Source organism: Gordonia sp. NPDC003950 (genome assembly GCF_053605205.1).
Genome location: NZ_JBSGIT010000004.1, coordinates 87,014 through 107,921, shown reverse-complemented (window position 1 = coordinate 107,921; position 20,908 = coordinate 87,014). Strand labels below are relative to the sequence as shown.

Annotated in this window: 23 protein-coding genes; 17 read left to right on the top strand and 6 right to left on the bottom strand. The window is 67.0% G+C overall.

Annotated elements, in window-relative coordinates:
* The first annotated feature begins 6 nt into the window (after window positions 1–6).
* The 3 genes from rpmA (at window position 7) to proB (ending at window position 3,065) form a co-directional block, all read left to right on the top strand.
* Window positions 7–270, top strand: coding sequence for a 50S ribosomal protein L27 (gene rpmA / locus ACWETB_RS04910; protein ID WP_208790864.1), 264 nt, complete (start codon window positions 7–9; stop codon window positions 268–270).
* A 162-nt stretch (window positions 271–432) separates the two neighbouring features.
* On the top strand, window positions 433–1,893 hold the full coding sequence (gene obgE, locus ACWETB_RS04905; RefSeq protein WP_449744041.1) for a GTPase ObgE: 1,461 nt from the start codon (window positions 433–435) through the stop codon (window positions 1,891–1,893).
* Window positions 1,894–1,949: 56 nt separating this feature from the next.
* On the top strand, window positions 1,950–3,065 hold the full coding sequence (gene proB / locus ACWETB_RS04900; protein ID WP_452209672.1) for a glutamate 5-kinase: 1,116 nt from the start codon (window positions 1,950–1,952) through the stop codon (window positions 3,063–3,065).
* Between the two features lie 13 nt (window positions 3,066–3,078).
* Here proB and ACWETB_RS04895 read toward each other — a convergent pair whose 3' ends face one another.
* The 4 genes from ACWETB_RS04895 to ectA all read right to left on the bottom strand — a co-directional run bounded on the left by ACWETB_RS04895 (window position 3,079) and on the right by ectA (window position 6,523).
* Window positions 3,079–3,978, bottom strand: a complete 900-nt coding sequence (locus tag ACWETB_RS04895) for a Sir2 family NAD-dependent protein deacetylase (protein WP_452209670.1) — start codon at window positions 3,976–3,978, stop codon at window positions 3,079–3,081.
* Between the two features lie 45 nt (window positions 3,979–4,023).
* Window positions 4,024–4,458 (bottom strand): ectoine synthase, encoded by a 435-nt coding sequence (locus ACWETB_RS04890; RefSeq protein WP_452209668.1) that lies wholly within the window; start codon window positions 4,456–4,458, stop codon window positions 4,024–4,026.
* Window positions 4,455–5,741 carry a diaminobutyrate--2-oxoglutarate transaminase gene (ectB, locus tag ACWETB_RS04885; RefSeq protein WP_452209666.1) on the bottom strand — a complete coding sequence of 429 codons (1,287 nt, stop codon included), beginning with the start codon at window positions 5,739–5,741 and terminating at the stop codon, window positions 4,455–4,457. Before ectB ends, ACWETB_RS04890 begins: the two co-directional genes overlap by 4 nt.
* Window positions 5,742–5,995: 254 nt before the next feature.
* Window positions 5,996–6,523 (bottom strand): diaminobutyrate acetyltransferase, encoded by a 528-nt coding sequence (gene ectA / locus ACWETB_RS04880; protein WP_452209664.1) that lies wholly within the window; start codon window positions 6,521–6,523, stop codon window positions 5,996–5,998.
* Window positions 6,524–6,718: 195 nt separating this feature from the next.
* Between ectA and rsmD the strand changes: the two genes are divergently transcribed.
* The 5 genes from rsmD (at window position 6,719) to ACWETB_RS04855 (ending at window position 8,958) form a co-directional block, all read left to right on the top strand.
* A complete protein-coding gene (gene rsmD / locus ACWETB_RS04875; RefSeq protein ID WP_452209662.1) occupies window positions 6,719–7,288 on the top strand; it encodes a 16S rRNA (guanine(966)-N(2))-methyltransferase RsmD in 570 nt (189 codons plus the stop codon).
* A gap of 11 nt (window positions 7,289–7,299) precedes the next feature.
* Window positions 7,300–7,788, top strand: coding sequence for a pantetheine-phosphate adenylyltransferase (coaD, locus tag ACWETB_RS04870; RefSeq protein ID WP_452209660.1), 489 nt, complete (start codon window positions 7,300–7,302; stop codon window positions 7,786–7,788).
* Window positions 7,789–7,939: 151 nt separating this feature from the next.
* Window positions 7,940–8,338, top strand: coding sequence for a hypothetical protein (locus ACWETB_RS04865; protein WP_452209658.1), 399 nt, complete (start codon window positions 7,940–7,942; stop codon window positions 8,336–8,338).
* The gene (locus ACWETB_RS04860) at window positions 8,335–8,667 is read left to right on the top strand and encodes a hypothetical protein (protein WP_452209656.1); all 333 of its coding nucleotides are present in this window, start codon (window positions 8,335–8,337) and stop codon (window positions 8,665–8,667) included. Before ACWETB_RS04865 ends, ACWETB_RS04860 begins: the two co-directional genes overlap by 4 nt.
* Before the next feature lie 87 nt (window positions 8,668–8,754).
* Window positions 8,755–8,958: a hypothetical protein gene (locus tag ACWETB_RS04855; RefSeq protein ID WP_452209654.1), complete on the top strand. Its 204-nt coding sequence runs from the start codon at window positions 8,755–8,757 to the stop codon at window positions 8,956–8,958.
* A gap of 171 nt (window positions 8,959–9,129) precedes the next feature.
* On the opposite strand, the gene ACWETB_RS04850 is transcribed toward ACWETB_RS04855, so the two are convergent.
* Window positions 9,130–9,282, bottom strand: a complete 153-nt coding sequence (locus tag ACWETB_RS04850; RefSeq protein WP_452209652.1) for a hypothetical protein — start codon at window positions 9,280–9,282, stop codon at window positions 9,130–9,132.
* Window positions 9,283–9,486: 204 nt separating this feature from the next.
* Window positions 9,487–9,615, bottom strand: a complete 129-nt coding sequence (locus tag ACWETB_RS04845) for a hypothetical protein (RefSeq protein ID WP_452209650.1) — start codon at window positions 9,613–9,615, stop codon at window positions 9,487–9,489.
* 286 nt (window positions 9,616–9,901) lie between these two features.
* Between ACWETB_RS04845 and ACWETB_RS04840 the strand changes: the two genes are divergently transcribed.
* The 9 genes from ACWETB_RS04840 to ACWETB_RS04800 all read left to right on the top strand — a co-directional run bounded on the left by ACWETB_RS04840 (window position 9,902) and on the right by ACWETB_RS04800 (window position 20,858).
* Window positions 9,902–10,717: a DivIVA domain-containing protein gene (locus tag ACWETB_RS04840; protein WP_348808178.1), complete on the top strand. Its 816-nt coding sequence runs from the start codon at window positions 9,902–9,904 to the stop codon at window positions 10,715–10,717.
* Window positions 10,718–10,804: 87 nt separating this feature from the next.
* Entirely contained in the window at window positions 10,805–11,455 is a 651-nt protein-coding gene (locus tag ACWETB_RS04835; RefSeq protein WP_452209648.1) for a YceD family protein, read from the top strand.
* Entirely contained in the window at window positions 11,452–12,183 is a 732-nt protein-coding gene (gene rnc, locus ACWETB_RS04830; RefSeq protein WP_452209646.1) for a ribonuclease III, read from the top strand. Before ACWETB_RS04835 ends, rnc begins: the two co-directional genes overlap by 4 nt.
* A gap of 15 nt (window positions 12,184–12,198) precedes the next feature.
* Window positions 12,199–13,074, top strand: a complete 876-nt coding sequence (mutM, locus tag ACWETB_RS04825; RefSeq protein ID WP_452209644.1) for a bifunctional DNA-formamidopyrimidine glycosylase/DNA-(apurinic or apyrimidinic site) lyase — start codon at window positions 12,199–12,201, stop codon at window positions 13,072–13,074.
* Between the two features lie 90 nt (window positions 13,075–13,164).
* Complete coding sequence (locus ACWETB_RS04820; RefSeq protein WP_452209642.1) at window positions 13,165–13,644, top strand: OsmC family protein; 480 nt, start codon at window positions 13,165–13,167, stop codon at window positions 13,642–13,644.
* A 7-nt stretch (window positions 13,645–13,651) separates the two neighbouring features.
* The gene (locus ACWETB_RS04815) at window positions 13,652–13,954 is read left to right on the top strand and encodes an acylphosphatase (protein WP_452209640.1); all 303 of its coding nucleotides are present in this window, start codon (window positions 13,652–13,654) and stop codon (window positions 13,952–13,954) included.
* A gap of 56 nt (window positions 13,955–14,010) precedes the next feature.
* Complete coding sequence (gene smc / locus ACWETB_RS04810) at window positions 14,011–17,646, top strand: chromosome segregation protein SMC (RefSeq protein ID WP_452209638.1); 3,636 nt, start codon at window positions 14,011–14,013, stop codon at window positions 17,644–17,646.
* A 20-nt stretch (window positions 17,647–17,666) separates the two neighbouring features.
* Window positions 17,667–19,304 (top strand): signal recognition particle-docking protein FtsY, encoded by a 1,638-nt coding sequence (gene ftsY / locus ACWETB_RS04805; RefSeq protein WP_452209636.1) that lies wholly within the window; start codon window positions 17,667–17,669, stop codon window positions 19,302–19,304.
* A 213-nt stretch (window positions 19,305–19,517) separates the two neighbouring features.
* Window positions 19,518–20,858 carry an ammonium transporter gene (locus ACWETB_RS04800; protein WP_452209634.1) on the top strand — a complete coding sequence of 447 codons (1,341 nt, stop codon included), beginning with the start codon at window positions 19,518–19,520 and terminating at the stop codon, window positions 20,856–20,858.
* Window positions 20,859–20,908: the final 50 nt, after the last annotated feature.

Genomic DNA, 20,908 nt, shown 5'->3' with positions numbered 1-20,908 from the left:
GAGACAATGGCACATAAGAAGGGCGCGTCCAGCTCGCGCAACGGTCGTGATTCCAACGCCCAGCGCCTCGGCGTGAAGCGCTTCGGTGGTCAGCAGGTCAGCGCGGGCGAGATCCTGATCCGCCAGCGCGGCACCAAGTTCCACCCCGGCGTCAACGTCGGACGCGGTGGCGATGACACCCTGTTCGCCCTCGCGGCGGGTGCGGTCGAGTTCGGCACCAAGCGCGGCCGCAAGACCGTGAACATCGTTCCGGAAACCGCTCAGGCCTGACCGAGCGGTTCACCAGAACCACCAGAGCTCTTTTCGACAGGGCGGGCAGGGGCATACGCACCCGGCCCGCTCTGTTGTCGTTTGTGGGTTGTGCCGATGGCATGGCTGTTTGTTTGAGACGTCCGTCCCGGTAGGGGAGTTCGTCAACGGAAGGAAGTCCTCATGTCGCGGTTCGTCGACCGGGTGACCATTCACGTCGCCGCCGGCAACGGCGGACACGGTTGTTCGTCGGTGCATCGGGAGAAGTTCAAGCCCCTGGGCGGACCGGACGGCGGCAACGGCGGCAACGGGGGATCGGTGCGCCTCGTGGTCGACCCGCAGGTGCACACGCTCCTGGATTTCCATTTCCGCCCGCATGCCAAGGCGAGCAACGGACGGCCCGGCATGGGTGACAACCGGGACGGCGCGACCGGCGAGGATCTGGTGCTGGCGGTCCCCGACGGGACCGTGGTGCTCAACGGCAACGGGACGATCCTGGCCGATCTGGTCGGGGAGGGAACGACGTTCGAGGCCGCTCAGGGTGGCCGGGGTGGCCTGGGCAACGCGTCGTTGGCCTCGAAGGCCCGCAAGGCACCGGGTTTCGCGTTGCTCGGTGAAGAAGGACAGCATCGCGACCTCGTCCTCGAACTGAAGTCGGTCGCCGACGTCGGACTCGTCGGCTTCCCGTCGGCGGGTAAATCGTCTCTGGTGTCGGTGCTGTCGGCCGCCAAGCCGAAGATCGCGGACTATCCGTTCACCACGCTGGCGCCGAATCTCGGTGTGGTGCAGTCGGCCGGCGACGTGTTCACCATCGCCGACGTCCCGGGCCTCATCCCCGGGGCGTCCACCGGACGTGGACTGGGCCTGGAGTTCCTGCGTCATCTCGAGCGGTGCGCGGTGCTGGCCCACGTCGTCGATTGCGCGACGCTGGAACCCGGCCGTGATCCGGTCTCCGACATCGATGCCCTCGAGGCCGAGTTGGCGGCCTACCGTCCTGCCCTCGACGCCGACCACGGACTCGGTGATCTCGCCGAACGCCCGCGCGTGGTGATCCTCAACAAGATCGACGTCCCGGATGCCGCGGAACTGGCGGATCTGGTGGAACCCGAACTGGTGCAACGTGGTTGGCCGGTGTTCCGGATCTCCGCGGTGACCCATCAGGGACTGCGGGAACTGACCAATGCCCTGGCGCGGATGGTTGCGGACTACCGCGAAGCCCATCCGAAGCCCGTGGCCCGGCGAACGGTCATCCGGCCCAAGGCTATCGACGAGGCGCAGTTCAGTGTCGAGCCGGATCCGTCCGTCCCCGGCGGCTTCATCGTGCGGGGTACCCGACCCGAGCGTTGGATCGCGCAGACCCAGTTCGACAACGACGAGGCCGTCGGTTATCTCGCCGACCGACTCAACCGCCTCGGCGTCGAGGACGAATTGACCCGTCTGGGGGCCGAACCCGGTGCCTCGGTGACGATCGGCGACATGACCTTCGACTGGGAGCCGTCCACCCCGATGGGCGAGGACGTCCCGATCACCGGTCGTGGTACCGACGTGCGACTCGACCGTTCCGAACGGATCGGCGCCGCCGAACGCAAGCAGGCCCGACGCCTGCGGCGCGGACTCGTCGACGATGACGACAGCGACGAATGAACGGCGACGAATGAACGGCGACGAACGAGCGGCGAGAGTGCAATGAGCGATCAGGCATGAGCGATGTCCGTGACACGATCACCCATGCGCGCAGCATCGTCGTCAAGATCGGCTCGTCGGCGCTGACCGACCTCGGCACCGGACTCGACACGGCGCGTCTGGATCGACTCGCCGACGCTCTCGAAGCGCGGATGCGGTCGGGTTCGGACGTGATCGTGGTGTCCTCGGGTGCCATCGGTGCCGGTATCGCCCCGCTGGGCCTGAAGAAGCGGCCGACCGATCTGGCCACCAAGCAGGCCGCGGCCAGCGTCGGCCAGCTGGTTCTCGCGCACGCCTGGGGCACGTCGTTTCACCGGTACGGGCGTACCGTCGGACAGGTCCTGCTGACCGCGTCCGACATCTCCAATCGCGCCCACCACGCGAATGCCCAACGCACACTGGACCGGCTGCGTTCGCTGGGGGCGGTGGCGATCGTCAACGAGAACGACACGGTGGCGACCAACGAGATCCGCTTCGGCGACAACGATCGCCTCGCCGCGCTGGTGGCTCATCTCGCGGGCGCCGACGCGCTCGTCCTGTTGTCGGATGTCGACGGCCTCTACGACGGCGATCCGCGCAAGGTCGGCCCGGATGGTCGTGTGGCACAGTTCATCTCCGAGGTCAACGGGCCCGACGACCTCGACGGCGTGATCGCCGGTTCGGGCGGGGCGCTGGGCACCGGTGGGATGGCGTCCAAGCTCGCGGCGGCGCGCCTGGCGGCCGATGGTGGCGTTCCGGTGCTGCTGGCGGCCGCGGCCGATGCCGCCCAGGCGTTGAGTTCGGCATCGGTGGGTACCGTCTTCGCTCCGCGTGCCGAACGCCTGTCGGCGCGGCGGTTCTGGGTGCGGCATGCTGCCGATGCGCACGGCCAGATCGTCCTCGACGACGGTGCGGTGGCCGCGGTGTCCCATCGTCGCCGATCGTTGCTGGCCGCCGGAGTGGTCGGGGTGCGCGGTAGTTTCTCCGACGGGGACGTCGTCGAACTCGTCAGCACCTCGGGCCGGGTGTGTGCGCGCGGCGTGTCGTCGTATGACGCCGACGACGTCGCGGCCATGGTGGGCCGCTCGACCTCGGAGCTGCCGGCGGAGTTGTCCCGACCGGTCGTGCACGCCGACGATCTGGTGACCGTGTGACCTTCGGCGCCGTTCAGGGCGCGCCTGCCCCCGTGGTGACGCCGGCCAGAGCGGGCAGGACAACGCCGCAATAGTGGTCGATCTTGAGATCGGCGATGTTGTCGGCTCGCGTGGCGCCGCGGTTGACCACGATCAGCAGCTTGCCGGTGCGTCGTGCATACCGGGCGAAACGCAAACCGCTCATCACGGTGAGCGACGAACCCGCGACCAGCAGCACATCACTGTCATCGACGAGTGAGAATGACTGTGCGACAGCACTCTTCGACGCATTCTCGCCGAAGTACACGATGTCGGGTTTGAGGATCCCGCCGCACCGCGGGCAGTCGGCGACGACGAAATCCCCGGTGTGCTCGACGGTCATGTCGGCGTCGGGGGCCACCTCGATGGCGCCGCGACCCAGGATCCGGTCGGCGAAACCGGGATTGAGCGATTCCAGGCGTTCGGCGAGTCGATGCCGCGAGGTGATCGCGCCGCATCCGAGGCAACGCACCCGGCCGTAACAACCGTGCAGTTCGATGACCCCCCGGGTGCCCGCCTTGGTGTGCAGCATGTCGACGTTCTGGGTGATGATCCCCGTCAGCCGGCCCGCGGCCTGCAGATCGGTCAGCGCCCGGTGGGCCGCATTGGGCCGGGCGGCATCCATGTGGCGCCAGCCGAGATGGTTGCGGGCCCAATAATGCTGCCGGAATTGCGGCGACGACCCGAACATCTGCGCGGTCATCGGTGTGCGGACCGGCGCTCCGGGACTGCGATAGTCCGGAATCCCGGAATCGGTCGAGATGCCGGCCCCGGTGAGGGCGCAGATCCGCGCACCGTCGGTCAACGCACGAAGCCGCTCGATCCGGATGTCGATATCCGGATCGAGCGGCGTCGGTTCGGCCGGACTCCAGCCGATCTGAAGGCGTGTACGCACCCTGTCCAGGGTAACGGCGCGGGTGCGCCGGGGTGGTCGAGCGGTTCAGGCCTCGACCGGCTCCGCGTGCCGACCCTCGGGTTGTTCGGGCACCGTGACCAGGGGATAGACCCCTTTCTCGTCGTGCACTTCGGTCCCCACGACGGGCGGATTGAACACACACAACATCCGCATCCGTGTGTCGGCGGTGACGGTGTGCCGCTCATGCCCGTTGAGCAGGTACATCGTGCCGGCGGCGAGCGGATAGGTCTGTCCGGTCTCGCGATCGAGGAGCGTGCCGGTGCCCTCCACCAGCCACACGGCTTCGATGTGGTTGGCGTAGTGGAACTCGTTCACGCTGCCGGCGTTGATGGTGGTCTCGTGGAAGGAGAAGCCGACCCCGTCGCCGCCGAGCACGATGCGCTTGGACACCCAATTGCCCTTGGGGTCGGCGACATCTCGGTCGGTTCCGGTGATCTCGTCAGTGGTACGGACGATCATGCGAGTACCTCCTCGGTGGCATCGGCGAGGATTCCCAGACCGCGGTCGAGGTCCTCGGGCGAAATGGTCAGGGGCGGAAGCAGTTTGACGACCTCGTCGGACGGGCCGGAGGTTTCGGCGAGCAGTCCGGCACCGAAGGCGGTGGCGCACACCTTGCCGGCGTTGGCGGGTTCGTCGAAGACGAGTCCACGGACCATGCCGCGACCGCGGGTCGACACGCCCTCGTGTCGGGTCGACAGGGTGGTGAGCACCTCGTCGATCTGGCGGCCCTTGATGTGCACGTCGCGGGACAGGGCGTCGTCGGACCAGTAGTGTTCGATGGCCCGCGTCGCGGTGACGAAGGCCGGGTTGTTGCCGCGGAAGGTGCCGTTGTGTTCGCCGGGGGACCACACATCGAGGTCGCGGCGAATCAGGGTGAGCGCCAACGGCAGGCCGTATCCGCTGATCGACTTCGACAGCGTGACGATATCCGGGGTGATCCCGGCCTCCTCGAAGGAGAAGAAGTCGCCGGTGCGGCCGCAGCCCATCTGCACGTCGTCGACGATGAGCAGGATGTCGCGGCGGGCGCACAGGTCGGCCAGAGCCCGCAGCCACTCGGCACGGGCGACGTTGACGCCGCCCTCGCCTTGCACGGTCTCGACGATGACGGCGGCCGGCAGGTTGAGGCCACTACCGGAGTCGTCGAGGACACGTTCGAACCAACTGAAGTCCTCGACCGCCCCGCCGAGGTAGTTGTCGAACGGCATCGGGGTGGCGTGCACCAGCGGAATGCCCGCACCGGCACGCTTCATCGAGTTACCGGTCACCGACAGCGAACCCAGCGTCATGCCGTGGAACGCATTGGTGAAACTCACGATCGACTCGCGGCCGGTCACCTTGCGGGCCAGCTTGAGGGCGGCCTCGACGGCGTTGGTCCCGGTCGGGCCGGGGAACTGGATCTTGTAGTCGAGATGACGCGGGGTGAGGATCTTGTCCGCGAACGTCTCCAGGAATCGTCCCTTGGCCGCGGTGGCCATGTCGAGTCCGTGGGTGATGCCGTCGTCGTTGATGTAGTCGACGAGTGCGGACTTGAGGACGGGATTGTTGTGACCGTAGTTCAGTGCCCCGGCACCGGCGAAGAAATCCAGGTAGCGATCACCGTCGGTGTTGGTGAGCCACGATCCGCGAGCCCTTCCGAACACCGTCGGCCAGCTGCGGCAATAGCTGCGGACCTCGGATTCGTGCTGGGTGAAGACCGAGTCGTCGATCGTGGTATCCAGGATCGTTGTATCGAGCATATTCATGAACAAACCTCCGATAGGTGAAAATTCGTGGGCGCCGGCGCCGTGCTGTTTCCGACGCCGTGTTATATCCCGGTGGGAGTGCTCACGCGCGCCGGCACAACAGCGGTCGGCGCGGCGGAACGGCCACCAGCACTCGCGTCGACGCCGAGCCGGAACAGGGCGGGATGCGTGGTCGGCGACGGCATGGTCGGCGACGAATACCGGCGAAGCGCGCCGCGAAACCAGAGTGTCGGAACACAACGTTCCGCGGTGCCTCAGGGTTCGGGGACCTCGGGTTCGAGGAGGTAGAGATCCTCGGGCTCGTGGGCGTCGGGGAAGTCCGTCGCGGCGAAGAGATCGCGCCGGTCGAACCGAAGGCCGCGCGCCGCTGCGACGGAGGCGAAAAGCCGTTGGGAGGCAACGTTATCCGGGCTGATGGTGGTGTGCATCGCGACAACGCCACGCTCTGCGGTGCGATCGAAGAGGCGATGTAGCATCGCGGCGGCGATGCCGTGGCCGCGATGGTCGTCGTCGACGGCGACCTGCCACACCATCAGGGTCGACGGGTCCGACGGTCGGCGGTAGCCGGTGACGAATCCGACTGCGCGGCCGTCGACTTCGGCAACGATGGACGTCTCGGCGAAATCGGAGCACCACAGTACGTAGGCGTAACTCGAGTTGACGTCGAGGACGCGGGAATCGCGGGCGATTTCCCAGAGCCGGGTTCCGTCGGTCACCGTCGGAATGCGGTAGTCGAGAGTGAGTGTGTTGGATGGGGCCGTTCTTATGTGGGACGGGCTCATGACGATTCGACGTTAACAATGTGTGTCGTCGGATTCACCCACCGACGGAAATCGGTCACGAAATGACCCACCAATTCCCAGTTCAGCGTGCAGATGTGAGGCCGGTCACGTCGGAGGGTCTCGATGGTGGCAGAGTGGGGTAGCACGGGTGGCTGGCTCCCCTTCGTCGGCGCGGCACTGGGGCACAATGGCGGGGTGACCCGCATCATTGCCGGCCGGTTCGGTGGACGTCGGCTCAAGGTTCCCGACGACGGCACGCGACCGACCTCTGATCGGGTCCGGGAAGCGCTGTTCAGCATGCTCGCCGCCCGCATCGACCTCGACGGTGCCCACGTCCTCGATCTCTATGCGGGATCGGGCGCCTTGGCCGTCGAAGCGCTTTCTCGAGGGGCGGCGTCGGCGACGTGTGTCGATGCCCGACGCCGCGCGACGGGCGTGATCACCGCGAATGTGACCGCGCTGGGACTCGGCGCCGATGTACAGGTGGTCACCTCGTCGGTGTCGACGTTCCTGGCCGGTGCGCCGTCCGCGCCGTTCGACCTGGTCTTCAGCGACCCGCCGTATGCGATCGATCCGGCCGAGATCGCCGAGGACCTCGCGAGACTCGGTGACAGGTGGGTGTCGTCCGATGCGTTGATCGTTCTCGAGCGGGCACGGCGGACTTCGGTGACGTGGCCGGATCACCTCGAGGTGATCGTGACGAAGAACTACGGTGACACCGCGGTCGACGTGGGCGTGCGACGACCGGGCACCGGGGACGGGTAGGTTCAACGGTCATGACCAGTGCGGTGATCCCAGGCTCCTTCGATCCCTTCACACGTGGGCATCGTTATGTGGTGGAACGCGCCGCGAGGTGTTTCGACGAACTCGTCGTCACCGTCGTGGTGAATCCGAACAAACGGGGGCTGTTCACCGTCGACGAGCGCCTCGAACTCATCGCCGAGGATTGTGCCGACCTGCCCAACGTGCGGGTGGACCGGTGGACCGGCTTGCTGGTGGACTATCTGCGGAAGAACTCGATCCATTCGATCGTGAAGGGTCTGCGGTCGGCGGTCGACTTCGATTACGAACTGCCGATGGCCCAGATGAACCGCGACCTGGCCGACGTCGAGACGATCTTCCTGCTGACCGATCCGCGCTTCGCACATGTGTCGAGCTCGTTGGTGAAAGAGGTCGCCAAGCTCGGTGGTGACGTCTCACCGTTCCTGTCGGCCCATATCCATCAGCGTCTGCTCGCCGAGATCGCCGGCGAGCGTCGGGTCTGATCGGCCGCTCGTTCGGCACGAGATCCTCACCTCTGCACAGAGAAAAACTCTCGCGGGTGCAAGCCTGACATCGAAACATCTTCGCGCAGTAGCGTTCTGATCACGGTGATGAGCGTCAAGCCCTGGCGTGCCGGCCGGCAACCCTCTCGAGGTGGCGGCGTGCAGTGCGGTTCTCGGGTTGCTCGGGGGTATCGTCCTGGCCCTGATCCGGCTGTCGCGGAGTCCTGTTCTGGCAGCGGTCAGTTCGATCTATGTGTGGGTGTTCGGATCCATTCCGCTGATTGTGCTGCTGCTGAACTTGTACAACTTCGGCGCGCTGTATGAGTCGCTGAGTCTGGGAATTCCGTTCGGGCCCGAGTTCTTTCACTTCTCCGAGGCCGATCTGGCGACTCCGCTGATCATCGCGATCGTCGGGATCAGCACGGTCGCACAGTTCTATGTCGAGCGATACTTCGCGCGTGGTGCGGGTCGGACCCTGCCACCGACACCGCTACAGAGAGTGCGAATGGCTGCCGCGACCCTCACCCGGCGACCGAGGTGGACGTCATGAGCGGGTCATCGAGAATCGGCATCGACGCCGCGGACCTGGCGGGCATCACCGGCGCCGGTGCTCGGGTCGAGGTGCGCAATGCCGCAGAGGGAAAGACGTTGACCGTCGTCCACTTCCCGGAGTCGAATGCCACCAATCTCGCTCTGGCGTCCGGCAAGATCGACACGTATCTCGGACCCAAACCGTCGATCTCCTACCACGTCCCGCAGACCGCGAACACTCCCAAGGCCCGCGATAGGCCTATACGAGGAACTCGGCTTCGTTCTCCGGCGCACGTTGACGTTCGGCGGTATTCGCATCCCCTGATGGCGGCCGACGCTGAACGCTGAGTCCGTAAGTGGGGCGTGCCATGTCGCGGGAGGTGTCTCACCCTGGGCCGTGGGCGCGGGGTGGGCTCAGGAGGTGTCGAGACCGTCGTGGAGTATGGCGGCGAGGACACGTGCACCTCGGTTGCCGGGATACGTGCCGGCGGCGTCCATCTCGTGTCGCTCGACCTCGGGTTCTACGCGACCCATACGGATGAGGTGCTGACGTGCCTGTCCCTCGGGAATCGTGCCGCCGACCTGGATACGGGCACTCAGGGCACGATGCAGCGCGGCAGCACTGTCGGGATTCTCTGAATCCTCGAAGATCGGGACACCGCCCGTCTCGACGATGCCACGGTCGTCGCCCCGGTGTCGGTGACACCAGGTACGTCGGAGTGCTCGTCGCCTATGGCGTCGGGCCCGTCCCACTGCTCGGGTGGTCGGGGCTCAACCGGATCGGATTGGGCTGCGCCTGAATCGCATTCGTCAATGGCCGGGTCGGGCTGCTGTCTGACGACGTCGCTGTCGTGCGGTATCGACCGATTCGGTCTCATCCTCTGCGTCGGCTTCGGCTTCGGCTTCAGTGTCAGCAGTTTCGGCATCGATCACGTCGGCGTCGATCACGTCGGTGTCGACCAAATCGGTGCCTGCGGGTTCGGTTGCGCCGGAACCACTATCGGTGCCGGTATCCGTGCCATCGCTGTCGTTGTGGTCGCGGTGGATGTGGTCGCGGATCTGGTCGAGTTTCTGCTTGTAGGGGCGGTGATGTCGGGGGGGTCGTTGACGGTTTTCGGGTTGTCGGGCATGCCGGGTGCGGTGTTGTGCTGCCACCAGCACCGTCCGTCACCAGCATCGTCCGGCGAGGGGCCCGTCGTCGTGGATGCCGGTGGTGTAGTGGCTGGGGTTGGGGCCGACCATCCGGTTGTGCGGCCCGCAGGCCGGTGCGAGGTCGGTGATGTCGGCTTCACCCATTGGGGTTGGGGTGGTTGAGTTCGCTACGTCGACTTGCGAGGTCTCGACCTCGACAAGCTCGGCCCGGCGGACGCGGGCTCCGTTTCGACGGATGGGGTCTCGGCTAGATGTTGGGTGCGGTGACCTGGTTCGGCTGCGGTATTGCGCGCACGCCCCCACGGCGACTCGATGTGCCATTCCGACACGCCGACCTCATTCACCTCCTGAGTCACAAACATCTCATTCGGCACAATGGCCACAGACGTTTCACCAAGAGACCAATGGCAGATGCCGGATTGGGGTGGCTGTGTACCGGGTATTCGAAGCACTCGACGAACTCATGGCAATTGTCGAGGAGGCACGGAGCGTGCCGATGACGGCGGGCTGCGTGGTGCCGCGGGGTGATGTCCTCGAACTTCTCGACGACATCAAGGATTCGATCCCCGGCGAGCTCGACGACGCGCAAGACGTGCTCGACAACCGGGACTCGATGCTGAACGAGGCCCGCTCGCACGCCGACACCGTCATCACCGGGGCCGACTCGGAATCCGAGGCCGTGCTCGCCCACGCCCGCGCCGAGGCCGATCGCGTCCTGTCGGAGGCCAAGGCCCAGGCCGATCGCATGGTCGACGAGGCGAGCAACCACGGCAAGTCCCTGGTCGACGAGGCCACCGAAGAGGCTCGTCGGATGTCGGCCAGTGCATCCCGCGAGTTCGAGGCCGTCACCGGACGGGCCCGCGCCGAAGCGCAGCGCACCATCGACTCCGCGAACAACATCTACGACAAGTCGGTCGCCGACGGCATCGCCGAGCAGCAGCGTCTGGTCTCCGAGGCCGAGGTCGTGGCCGCGGCCAAGTCGGAGGCCGAACGGATCATCGACGCCGCACACGCCGAGGTCGACCGCCTGCGTGGCGACTGCGATGTCTACGTCGACGAGAAGCTCGCGCAGTTCGAGGAGGTCCTCACCAACACCCTGCGTTCGGTCAACCGTGGCCGTCATCAATTGCGCACGGGTGCGGGCATGCACGACTACGTCGAATACCCCCGCAGCGTCGATCAGGACGTTGCGCGGGGCCGGGGTCGCGCCGACGCCGACGACGAGGTGTCACCTCTCGCCGTCTGACCGTCGCCGTCTGACCCGGCCGGTGGTCCGGGCGACACGGATCGGTGGCCATTCGAGGAATTTCTGACCCGAGCGTATGGTTTTCGTGTGGTCGACAATGCAGTGACGCCGGATGCATCCACGCCCGGCGCCGATTCACACGGAGTAGTTCGGGATCCGTTCGTCCTCGACATCCGGTCCCTGGGACGCCGCCCCGGCACCATGACCGAGGTGCATCGCACCGTCTCGATCCCCGAGCGCATCGGTGTGGAGATGGTCGCCATCCCGGCGGGCTCCGACGTCGACCTCGATCTGCGCCTGGAATCTGTGAGTGAGGGTGTCCTCGTGACCGGCACCGTCGCCGGCGAGACCGAGGGGCAGTGCTCACGCTGTCTGGAACCGCTCGACGGCACCGTGACGGTGTTCCTCACCGAACTGTTCGCCTATCCCGACAGCGAGACCGAACAGACCACCGACGCCGACGAGGTGCATCGGATCGTCGACGACCGGATCGATCTCGAACAGTCGATCATCGACGCGGTCGCCCTGGAATTGCCGATGTCGCCGCTGTGCAGCGACGACTGCCCGGGACTGTGCAGCGTCTGCGGTATCCGGCTCGCCGTGGCCGAACCCGACCACGGGCACGAGGTGATCGATCCGCGGTGGGCGGGACTGGCCGACAAGTTCGGCTCCCTGGGTGAACCATCCGACGAAGAGGGCAAGGGTGACGCCGATGCCGAGGTGCGGGGCGAGAAGTGACCGACGGTAAGCGACGGGGTAATCAACCGCCCTCGTTCGATCCGCTGCTGAGTGCGCTCGGCGTCGAGATCTCCGATGAGATGCTGACGTTGGCGCTGACCCACCGCTCCTACGCCTACGAACACGGCGGCCTACCCACCAACGAGCGCCTGGAGTTCCTCGGGGATTCGGTGCTCGGCGTGGTGATCACCGAATGTCTCTACAAACGATTCCCCGAACGCCCCGAGGGCGAGCTGGCCAAGATCCGTGCCAGTGTCGTCAACATGCATGCGCTCGCCGACGTCGCGCGGGGGCTCGGACCCGACGGGCTCGGACATTTCCTGTTCCTGGGTCGAGGTGAGGAATTGACCGGTGGCCGCGACAAGGACTCGATCCTCGCCGACGGCCTCGAATCCCTCTTCGGCGCCGTGTATCTCGAGCACGGCCTGGCCACCTCGCAGAACGTCGTCATGGGGTTGTTCGACGAGATCATCGACCGCGCAGGCGATCTCGGTGCCGGATTGGACTGGAAGACGTCGCTGCAGGAACTGACCGCCGAACGTGGCTACGGACCTCCGCAGTATCAGATCACCTCGACCGGACCCGATCACAACAAGGAGTTCACCGCCGTGGCGGTGGTCGCCGGCGAGGACGTCGGCGAGGGTACCGGCCGCACCAAGAAAGAGGCCGAGCAGAAGGCTGCGGCACTCGCCTGGCAGGCTTTGTCGGACCGGGCCGGCGCCTCGTGAGCTCCGACCCGACAGATGCCTGAACTCCCCGAGGTTGAGACAGTCCGCCTCGGTCTTGCCGATCATGTTGTGGGACAGAAGATCACCGATGTCGAGGTGATGCACGAACGGGCCGTGCGGCGGCATGTCGGCGGCGCGCCCGACCTGCGCGCGCGTCTGCGTGGCAAGACCGTCACCGCGGCACGGCGTCGCGGTAAGTACCTCTGGCTCGACGTCGCCGACGCCGACGATGACGCCGCGCTGGTGGTGCACCTGGGCATGAGCGGACAGATGCTCATCGCCCGCGAGGGGGCGCCCGACCACACCCATCTGCGGATTCGGGCGCGGCTCGGCGACGGCAACGAACTGCGATTCGTCGATCAGCGCACCTTCGGCGGGTGGCATGTCGATGATCACGTCCCCGATCCGTTCGGCGGCGTGGGGCAGGTGCCCGCCTCGATCGCCCACATCGCACCCGACCCCTTCGAGACCGCCTTCGACCGCGGGGCCGTAGTCGCCGCGATGCGCGTAAAACACACCGAGATCAAACGGGCCCTGCTCGATCAGTCGTTGATTTCCGGGGTGGGCAACATCTACGCCGACGAAGCGCTGTGGCGCGCCCGCCTGCACGGCACCCGACTGACCGACACCCTCGCCCCGAAACGGCTACGAGAGCTCCTCGATGCGGCGACGGCGGTGATGTCGGAGGCGCTCGACGTGGGTGGGACCTCGTTCGACGCTCTCTATGTCAACGTCAACGGCCAATCCGGTTACTTCGAGCGATCGCTGAACGCCTACGGCCGGGAAGGGCAGCCGTGCCGGCGATGCGGCCGAACGATGCGCCGCGAACACTTCATGAACCGCAGTTCGTTCTCCTGCCCGCAGTGCCAGCGACGGCCACGCGAATCCTAGGACGTTTCGAGACGCCACCGGGAAGCCTCGGACAGTCCACGATGTTGACCAAGCACGAACGACAGAAGCCACGAAGGAGCCGTCACCACGATGACCGTTGAGCAGGAGAACGCGCAGGCCGGCGAGTCGAGCACCGCCGATGCCACCGGCGGGGGACACGCGGGCACCGAACTGTGGGTGCAACGCACCGGCACCCGTCGCTACACCGGCCACAGTTCACGCGGCGCGGAGGTGCTCGTCGGATCCGAGGACGTCGAGGGCGTCTTCACCCCCGGCGAGTTGCTGAAGATCGCGCTCGCCGCATGCACCGGAATGTCCTCGGATCGTCCGCTGTCGCGGCGTCTCGGCGACGACTACGACGCCACCATCCGGGTCAGCGGTGCCGCCGACCGCGAGAACGAGGTGTACCCGAAGCTCTCCGAGGTTCTCGAGGTGGACCTCTCGGAGCTGGAACCCGAAGCGGCACAACGACTTCTCGTCGTCGTCGAGCGCGCCATCGACGCCGTGTGCACGGTCGGACGTACCCTGCGGGCGGGCACCGACGTCGACCTGCGCATCGACACCGAGTGAGCGTGTCATGACCGACGCATCCGAACCCGATGCCGCAACCACCGTCCGGCTGACCGCCTTCGTCCACGGCCACGTGCAGGGCGTCGGATTCCGGTGGTGGACCCGCGCCCGCGCACTGGAACTGGGTCTCGTCGGCTACGCCGCGAACCAGCCCGACGGCCGGGTCCTGGTGGTCGCCGAAGGGCCACGCTCATCGGTGTCCGCGCTGGTGGACTCGTTGCGCTCGGACCGGACCCCCGGTCAGGTGGATCTGGTGGTCGATCGGCTGGATCCGCCGCGTGACGATCTGACGGGTTTCGTCGAGAAGTAGGAGAGCACCCACGGCTCGGCCGCCCGCCGACTTCCAGATGGGTAGGCTGTACCGTCGTGCACCTCAAGTCGCTCACCCTCAAGGGCTTCAAGTCCTTCGCGTCGGCGACGACCCTGCGTTTCGAGCCCGGGATCACCTGTGTCGTCGGCCCCAACGGCTCGGGCAAGTCCAACGTCGTCGACGCCCTGACCTGGGTGATGGGGGAGCAGGGGGCCAAGGCGCTGCGCGGCGGGAAGATGGAGGATGTCATCTTTGCCGGCACCTCGGGCCGCCCACCGCTCGGGCGCGCCGAGGTGACGCTGACCATCGACAACTCCGACGGCGCCCTGCCGATCGAATACTCCGAGGTGTCCATCACCCGACGGATGTTCCGCGACGGCGCCGGCGAATACGAGATCAACGGCAGTACGTGTCGCCTGATGGATGTGCAGGAACTGCTGTCGGATTCGGGTATCGGCCGGGAGATGCACGTCATCGTCGGACAGGGGCGTCTCGCGACGATCCTCGAATCCCGGCCCGAGGACCGTCGCGCCTTCATCGAGGAGGCCGCCGGGGTCCTCAAACACCGCAAACGCAAAGAGAAGGCCGTCCGCAAACTGCAGGGGATGCAGGCCAACCTGGACCGGCTCTCCGACCTGACGGCCGAACTGCGGCGACAACTCAAGCCGCTCGGCCGGCAGGCCGAGGTCGCCCGCCGCGCCCAGACCATCCAGGCCGACCTGCGTGATGCGCGACTGCGCCTGGCCGCCGACGACCTCGTCAGCCGGCGCACGGAGATGGCCGAACACACCGCCGTCGAGGACCAGATCCGAGGCGAACAGGACGAGGTGTCGGCCGAACTCGACACCGTCAGCGCCGACGTCGCCGATCACGAGGAGCACCTCGCCCAGATCGTGCCGGCGGCCGAAGCCGCCGGTCAGGCGTGGTTTACGTTGTCGGCGCTGGCCGAGCGGGTGGGCGCGACCGGTCGGGTGGCCGCCGAACGCAGCCGCTACCTCGACGAGCCGGCGGCCGAGTCGAGCGGACCCGACCCCGACGACCTCGAACGTCAGGCCGCCGAGGCCGCCGAGACCGAGGCCGAGATGACTTACGCCGTCGAGAGTGCCGCGGAAGTCCTCGAGGGGGCGGCCGACGACCTGGCCGATGCCGAACGTGCCGCGGGTGCCGCCGAGGCCGCCCACCTGGCCGCAGTCCGCGCCGTCGCCGATCGCCGCGAGGGCCTGGCCCGCCTGGAGGGTCAGGTCGGGAGTCTGCGTACGAAGGCCGAATCGGTCGACGCCGAGATCGACCGCATCACCACCTCGATCGCGGCGGCCACCGAACGCGCCCAGCAGGCCCAGACCCAGCAGGACGCGGTCGCCGAGTCGCTGGGCGAACTCGAGGCCTCCGAACAGGGTCTCGATGAGCATCACGAGCGGTGTGTCTCCGCGCTCAACCTGTCCAATGAACGGGTCGCCACCCTGCAGACCGAGGAGCGGGCGACCGAACAGCGCATCGCGTCGCTGACCGCGAGGATCGAGGCCCTCTCGGTGGGCCTGGAACGCGGCGACGGCGGTGCCTGGCTGCTCGAGCACGTCACCGACGGCCTGCTGGGACCGATGTCGGGGCTGATCACGGTGACCTCCGGATGGGAAACGGCCATCGCCGCCGCGCTCGGCGCGGCTGCCGATGCCATCGCGACGGTCGATTCGCTGGCGGCGCTGCGAGCCCTCGACGCGCTCAAGGGCGGTGACGGGGGACGGGCGTCGCTGATCGTCGGCGGTCTCGCCGAAGCCGCGGCGCCCCGCACCGACGCCCTCCCCGCCGGGGTGGTGTGGGCCGCCTCCGTCGTGACCTGCGACGACGCGATCCGTGGCGCGGTCGATCACCTGCTCGCCGACACCGTCGTGGTGGATACGACCGCCCAGGGCGTCGAGGTGGCGACGGCGCTCGGCGTGCGCGCGGTCAGCCGCGAGGGTGACCGAGTCACCCGCGCGTCGCTGGAAGGTGGCTCCTCGCATCGGCCGTCGACCCTCGAGGTGACCTCGGCGATCGACGCCGCCACCACCGAGTTGGCGACCGCCCGACGCCGCGTCGAGGAGATCGGTGCCGCCCTTCAGGGTGCGCTCACCGAACAGCAGCAACGCCGGGAGGCGGCCGAGGAAGCCCTGGCCGCGTTGCACGAGTCCGACAGCGCTGTCGGCGGCGCGTATGAGCACCTGGCGCGATTGGGGCAGGAGATCCGCGCCGCGGAGGCCGACGCCGATCGCCTCAGCCGGCAACGCACCTTCGTCGAGACCGGTCGTGCCGAAATCCTGACCTCCCTGCACGAACTCGAACAACGTCTGGCCCTGGCCCGTGACGAGGGTTCCGACGAACCCACCGACATCGAGTCGCCTGACCGTTCGGCGGCCGCCGAGGCGGTCGCGGTGGCCCGCGCCGCCGAGATGGAGGCGCGTCTGGGACTGCGTACCGCCGAGGAACGGTTGGCCTCGGTGCGGGGGCGCGCGGAATCGCTGCGTCGCGCGGCCGCGCGGGAACGCGACGCCCGCGAACGGGCCCGGCGGCAGAACGAGGCGCGGCGTCAGGCGGCCACCGTCGCTGCCGCCGTGGCCGCCGCGGCCGCCGAGGTCTCCACCCGACTCGTGGGTGCCGTCGCCGACGCCCAGGCCGGTCGCGACGAACTCGAGCAGGTCCGGGCCGCCCGGACGGTGGCGCTCGACGAACTCAAGAGCCGTGCGAACCTGCTGTCGCAGCGTTTGAGCACACTCAAGGACGCGGTGCATCGTGATGAGGTCGCCCGCGCCCAGGCGTCGCTGCGCATCGAACAGCTCGAAGAGCAGGTGATGGAGTCGTTCGCGATGACACCCGACGATCTCGTCGCCGAGTACGGTCCCGACGTGCCGATGCCCCCCTCAGCGTTGGAGATGAGTGAGTACGAGGCCGCCAAGGCGCGTGGCGATCAGGTGGTGGCCCCGGCCCCGATGCCGTATGACCGTGCCACCCAGGAGTCGCGTGCGAAGAAGGCGCAGAAGGACCTGAACACCCTCGGCAAGGTGAATCCGCTTGCGCTGGAAGAGTTTGCGGCGCTGGAGGAGCGCTACAACTTCCTCTCCGCCCAACTCGAGGACGTCAAGGCGGCCCGCAAGGACCTGCTGTCGGTGGTCGAGGAGGTCGACGCCCGCATCCTGCAGGTCTTCACCGACGCCTACGCCGACGTCGAACGCGAGTTCGCGCAGGTCTTCTCGACGCTGTTCCCCGGTGGCGAGGGCCGTCTGGTGCTGACCGAACCCGGCGACATGCTGACCACCGGTGTCGAGGTGGAGGCGCGACCGCCCGGCAAGAAGGTCAAGCGGCTCTCGCTGCTGTCCGGTGGTGAGAAGTCGTTGACCGCCGTCGCGATGCTGGTGGCGATCTTCCGTGCCCGCCCGTCGCCGTTCTACGTCATGGACGAGGTCGAGGCCGCGCTCGACGACACCAATCTGCGACGACTCATCAGTCTGTTCGAACAGTTGCGGGAGCGGTCGCAGCTGATCGTCATCACCCATCAGAAACCGACCATGCAGGTCGCCGACGCGCTGTACGGCGTGAGCATGCGTGGTGACGGGATCACCACGGTGATCTCACAGCGGCTGCGCGGGGTGGAGATCCCCGTCGCCGCCGCGTCCGACCCGGCGACCGGGTCGGATCAGCAGGACCCAACGAGCGTGTAGAGAACAGGACAGGACCCTCAGTGGACACCCAACTCATCATCGGCATCGTCGTCATCGCCGTCGTCGTGATCCTCGCGCTGATCGTCGCGGGAATCGTCCTCGCGCGGCGGCGACGGATCTCGTTGAGCGACAAGTCCGATACGCAGGTCATCGACGGAAGCAAGCCCCAGGTGGACAGATCCGGCGGCTACCAGGCCGGGTCCGGATTCAGTTTCAGTCAGGGTGGGACGACGACCGTGGCGCCGCCGCCCGAGCCGGTGCGCCCACCGGTGGAACGCACCGAGACCGACGGTCAGCCCGGCGTCGGCGACGACGCCTCGGTCCCACGCGATTCCGAGCAGCGCAAGATCACCGACATCACGCTGCCCGACACCGACACCGACACCATTGACAGCGCCCCAGAGGCCACTGACAGCGCCCCGGAGGTCACTGACAGCGCCCCGGAGGTCACTGACAGCGCCCCGGAGGTCACTGACAGCGCCCCAGAGGCGACTGATAGCGCTCCGGAGGTCACTGATAGCGCTCCCGGGGTCACTGATAGCGCTCCCGGGGTCACTGATAGCGCTCCGGAGGTCACTGACAGCGCTCCCGGGGTCACTGACAGCGCTCCCGGGGTCACTGATAGCGCTCCGGAGGTCACTGGCAGCGCTCCCGGGGTCACTGACAGCGCTCCGGCACCCGAGATCACCGCTCCCACGGATGCCTCCACGGCCGAAGTGGTGCCCCCGCGAGAGGAGATCGCGCCGACCGCCGGACGCCTGGGCCGCCTCCGCGGGCGACTGTCGCGGTCGCAGGGCGCCATCGGCAAGAGCATGCTCGGACTGCTCGGCGCAGGCGATCTCGATGAGGACTCCTGGGAGGAGATCGAGGACACGCTGGTGATGGCCGACCTCGGTACCGCGTCGACCACCGCCGTCGTCGAACGGCTGCGGACCGAGTTGGCAACGAATCCGGTCCGCACCTCCGATGATGCACGGGCACTGCTGCGACGTGTCCTCGTCGAGCAGCTTCATCCCGAGATGGATCGTTCGGTCCGCGCACTGCCGCATGCCGGTAGTCCCGCCGTGGTGCTGGTGGTCGGCGTCAACGGCACCGGAAAGACCACCACCACCGGCAAGCTGGCGCGGGTTCTGGTTGCCGACGGCCGGCGCGTGCTGCTCGGTGCGGCGGACACGTTTCGTGCCGCGGCCGCCGATCAGCTGCAGACCTGGGGGGAGCGGGTCGGCGCCGACATCGTCCGTGGCAAGGAGCAGGCGGATCCGGCCTCGGTGGCGTTTGACGCGGTGGCCAAGGGCATCGACACGGGTGTGGACGTGGTGATGATCGACACCGCGGGCCGCCTGCATACCAAGACCGGCTTGATGGACGAGTTGGGCAAGGTCAAGCGGGTCGTCGAGAAGAAGGCGCCGGTCGACGAGGTTCTCCTCGTTCTCGACGCCACCGTCGGCCAGAACGGGCTCACCCAGGCACGGGTGTTCGCCGAGGTCGTCGACATCACCGGCGTCGTGTTGACCAAGCTCGACGGTACGGCCAAGGGCGGCATCGTCTTTCACGTGCAGGAAGAACTGGGCGTTCCGGTCAAACTGGTCGGACTCGGTGAGGGCGCCGACGATCTCGCCCCCTTCGAGCCGGAGGCGTTCGTCGACGCGTTGCTGTGACGACACGCAAACACTGATGTGGGAATCGGTGGAATTGACTGTGGGATTTCATGCGGCGCCGTGCATATGCGACCAGGGGTGTTACCTGCACGAAATGTAAACCGGCCACCGGTTCACATATCCGAAACGTCAGAGCACCACGGCTGAAACCGAGTGCCGACAGTCTCTTTGGAGGCGCCGAGCGGTCGGCGCACTCTAGGGAGGTTTCTCACAGTGGTTTCTGCATTGCCACCAGACGTCTTCGGAGAGCCCGACGCCGGTAACACAGCATGGATGCTGGCCAGCGCGTCGATGGTGCTTCTGATGACCCCGGCACTGGCCTTCTTCTATGGAGGTCTGTCGCGCGGCAAAGCCGTTCTGAACATGATGATGATGTCCTTCGGGGCGCTGGCGACGGTGAGCGTCGTCTACGTCCTGTGGGGTTTTTCGATGTCCTTCGGCAACACCGTGACCGGCGACAGCGACATCGGGGGTATTTTCTCGAATCCGTTTGCGCTGTTCGGTTCCGACCAGCTCATGAACACCGCCGGCACCGATGACTCGCCGACGTACGTGCTCTGGACCGGTGTCGACACCAAGCTTCCGGCGATTGTCTTCCTGGCGTTCCAGTTGACCTTCGCGGTGATCACCGTCGCGCTGATTTCCGGTGCGGTGGCAGAGCGCGTGAAGTTCTCCACCTGGCTGGTGTTCTCGGTGCTGTGGTCGACGATCGTGTACTTCCCGCTGTCCCACATGGTGTGGGGTGGTGGCATCATGTCCGGCGCCGAGAAGGGCTTCGCCTCCTGGATGTTCGGGTCCACCGATGGTGCTGCAAACGTGGCACCCATCGACTTCGCCGGTGGCACCGTGGTCCACATCAACGCCGGTATGGCCGGCCTCGTGCTGGCGCTGATCGTCGGTACTCGCGTGGGCTTCGGCAAGACCGCCTACCGTCCGCACAACATCCCGTTCGTCATGCTCGGCGCTGCACTCCTGTGGTTCGGCTGGTTCGGCTTCAACGCCGGTTCCGAACTCGCTGCGGATATGACCGCCGGCCTGGTGTGGGTCAACACGACCGCGGCCACCGCGGCGGCGATGATCGGCTGGCTCGCGGTGGAAGTGGTTCGCGACAAGCACGCCACCAGCGTCGGTGCCGCGTCCGGTATCGTCGCCGGTCTGGTCGCCATCACTCCCGCCTGCGGTGCGCTGACCCCGGTCGGCTCATTGATCCTGGGCGTCATCGCCGGTGTGCTGGCGGCACTCGCCATCGGCCTGAAGAACAAGTTCGGCTATGACGACTCGCTCGACGTCGTCGGCGTGCACCTCGTCGCCGGCCTCTGGGGCACCATCGGCATCGGCTTCCTCGCGAAGGACACCGGCCTGTTCTGGGGCGGCGACTACAAGCAGCTCGTGGTGCAGGTTGTCATCGCTCTGTTCGCCCTCGCCTTCACCGGCGTTCTGACCACCATCATCGCCCTGATTCTCAAGCCGCTCGGCTGGCGTGTCGCCTCCGACGAGGAGAAGAGTGGTATCGACGAGGCAGAACACGCGGAGACAGCGTATGAGTTGGCGTGAATCCGGCACCGTTGACCACTACGCTGAATCACAGCTGAATCCTTTGGAGA

What these genes read in the sequence shown, in the direction of transcription:
- ACWETB_RS04820 (WP_452209642.1), top strand. Translation starts at nt 13,165, where the DNA reads ATGACCGTTGAGCAGGAGAACGCGCAGGCCGGCGAGTCGAGCACCGCC.
- ACWETB_RS04845 (WP_452209650.1), bottom strand. Translation starts at nt 9,615, where the DNA reads ATGGGTGAAGCCGACATCACCGACCTCGCACCGGCCTGCGGGCCGCAC.
- coaD (WP_452209660.1), top strand. Translation starts at nt 7,300, where the DNA reads ATGACCAGTGCGGTGATCCCAGGCTCCTTCGATCCCTTCACACGTGGG.
- mutM (WP_452209644.1), top strand. Translation starts at nt 12,199, where the DNA reads ATGCCTGAACTCCCCGAGGTTGAGACAGTCCGCCTCGGTCTTGCCGAT.
- obgE (WP_449744041.1), top strand. Translation starts at nt 433, where the DNA reads ATGTCGCGGTTCGTCGACCGGGTGACCATTCACGTCGCCGCCGGCAAC.
- ACWETB_RS04890 (WP_452209668.1), bottom strand. Translation starts at nt 4,458, where the DNA reads ATGATCGTCCGTACCACTGACGAGATCACCGGAACCGACCGAGATGTC.
- ectA (WP_452209664.1), bottom strand. Translation starts at nt 6,523, where the DNA reads ATGAGCCCGTCCCACATAAGAACGGCCCCATCCAACACACTCACTCTC.
- ectB (WP_452209666.1), bottom strand. Translation starts at nt 5,741, where the DNA reads ATGAATATGCTCGATACAACGATCCTGGATACCACGATCGACGACTCG.
- ACWETB_RS04815 (WP_452209640.1), top strand. Translation starts at nt 13,652, where the DNA reads ATGACCGACGCATCCGAACCCGATGCCGCAACCACCGTCCGGCTGACC.
- proB (WP_452209672.1), top strand. Translation starts at nt 1,950, where the DNA reads ATGAGCGATGTCCGTGACACGATCACCCATGCGCGCAGCATCGTCGTC.
- ACWETB_RS04860 (WP_452209656.1), top strand. Translation starts at nt 8,335, where the DNA reads ATGAGCGGGTCATCGAGAATCGGCATCGACGCCGCGGACCTGGCGGGC.
- rpmA (WP_208790864.1), top strand. Translation starts at nt 7, where the DNA reads ATGGCACATAAGAAGGGCGCGTCCAGCTCGCGCAACGGTCGTGATTCC.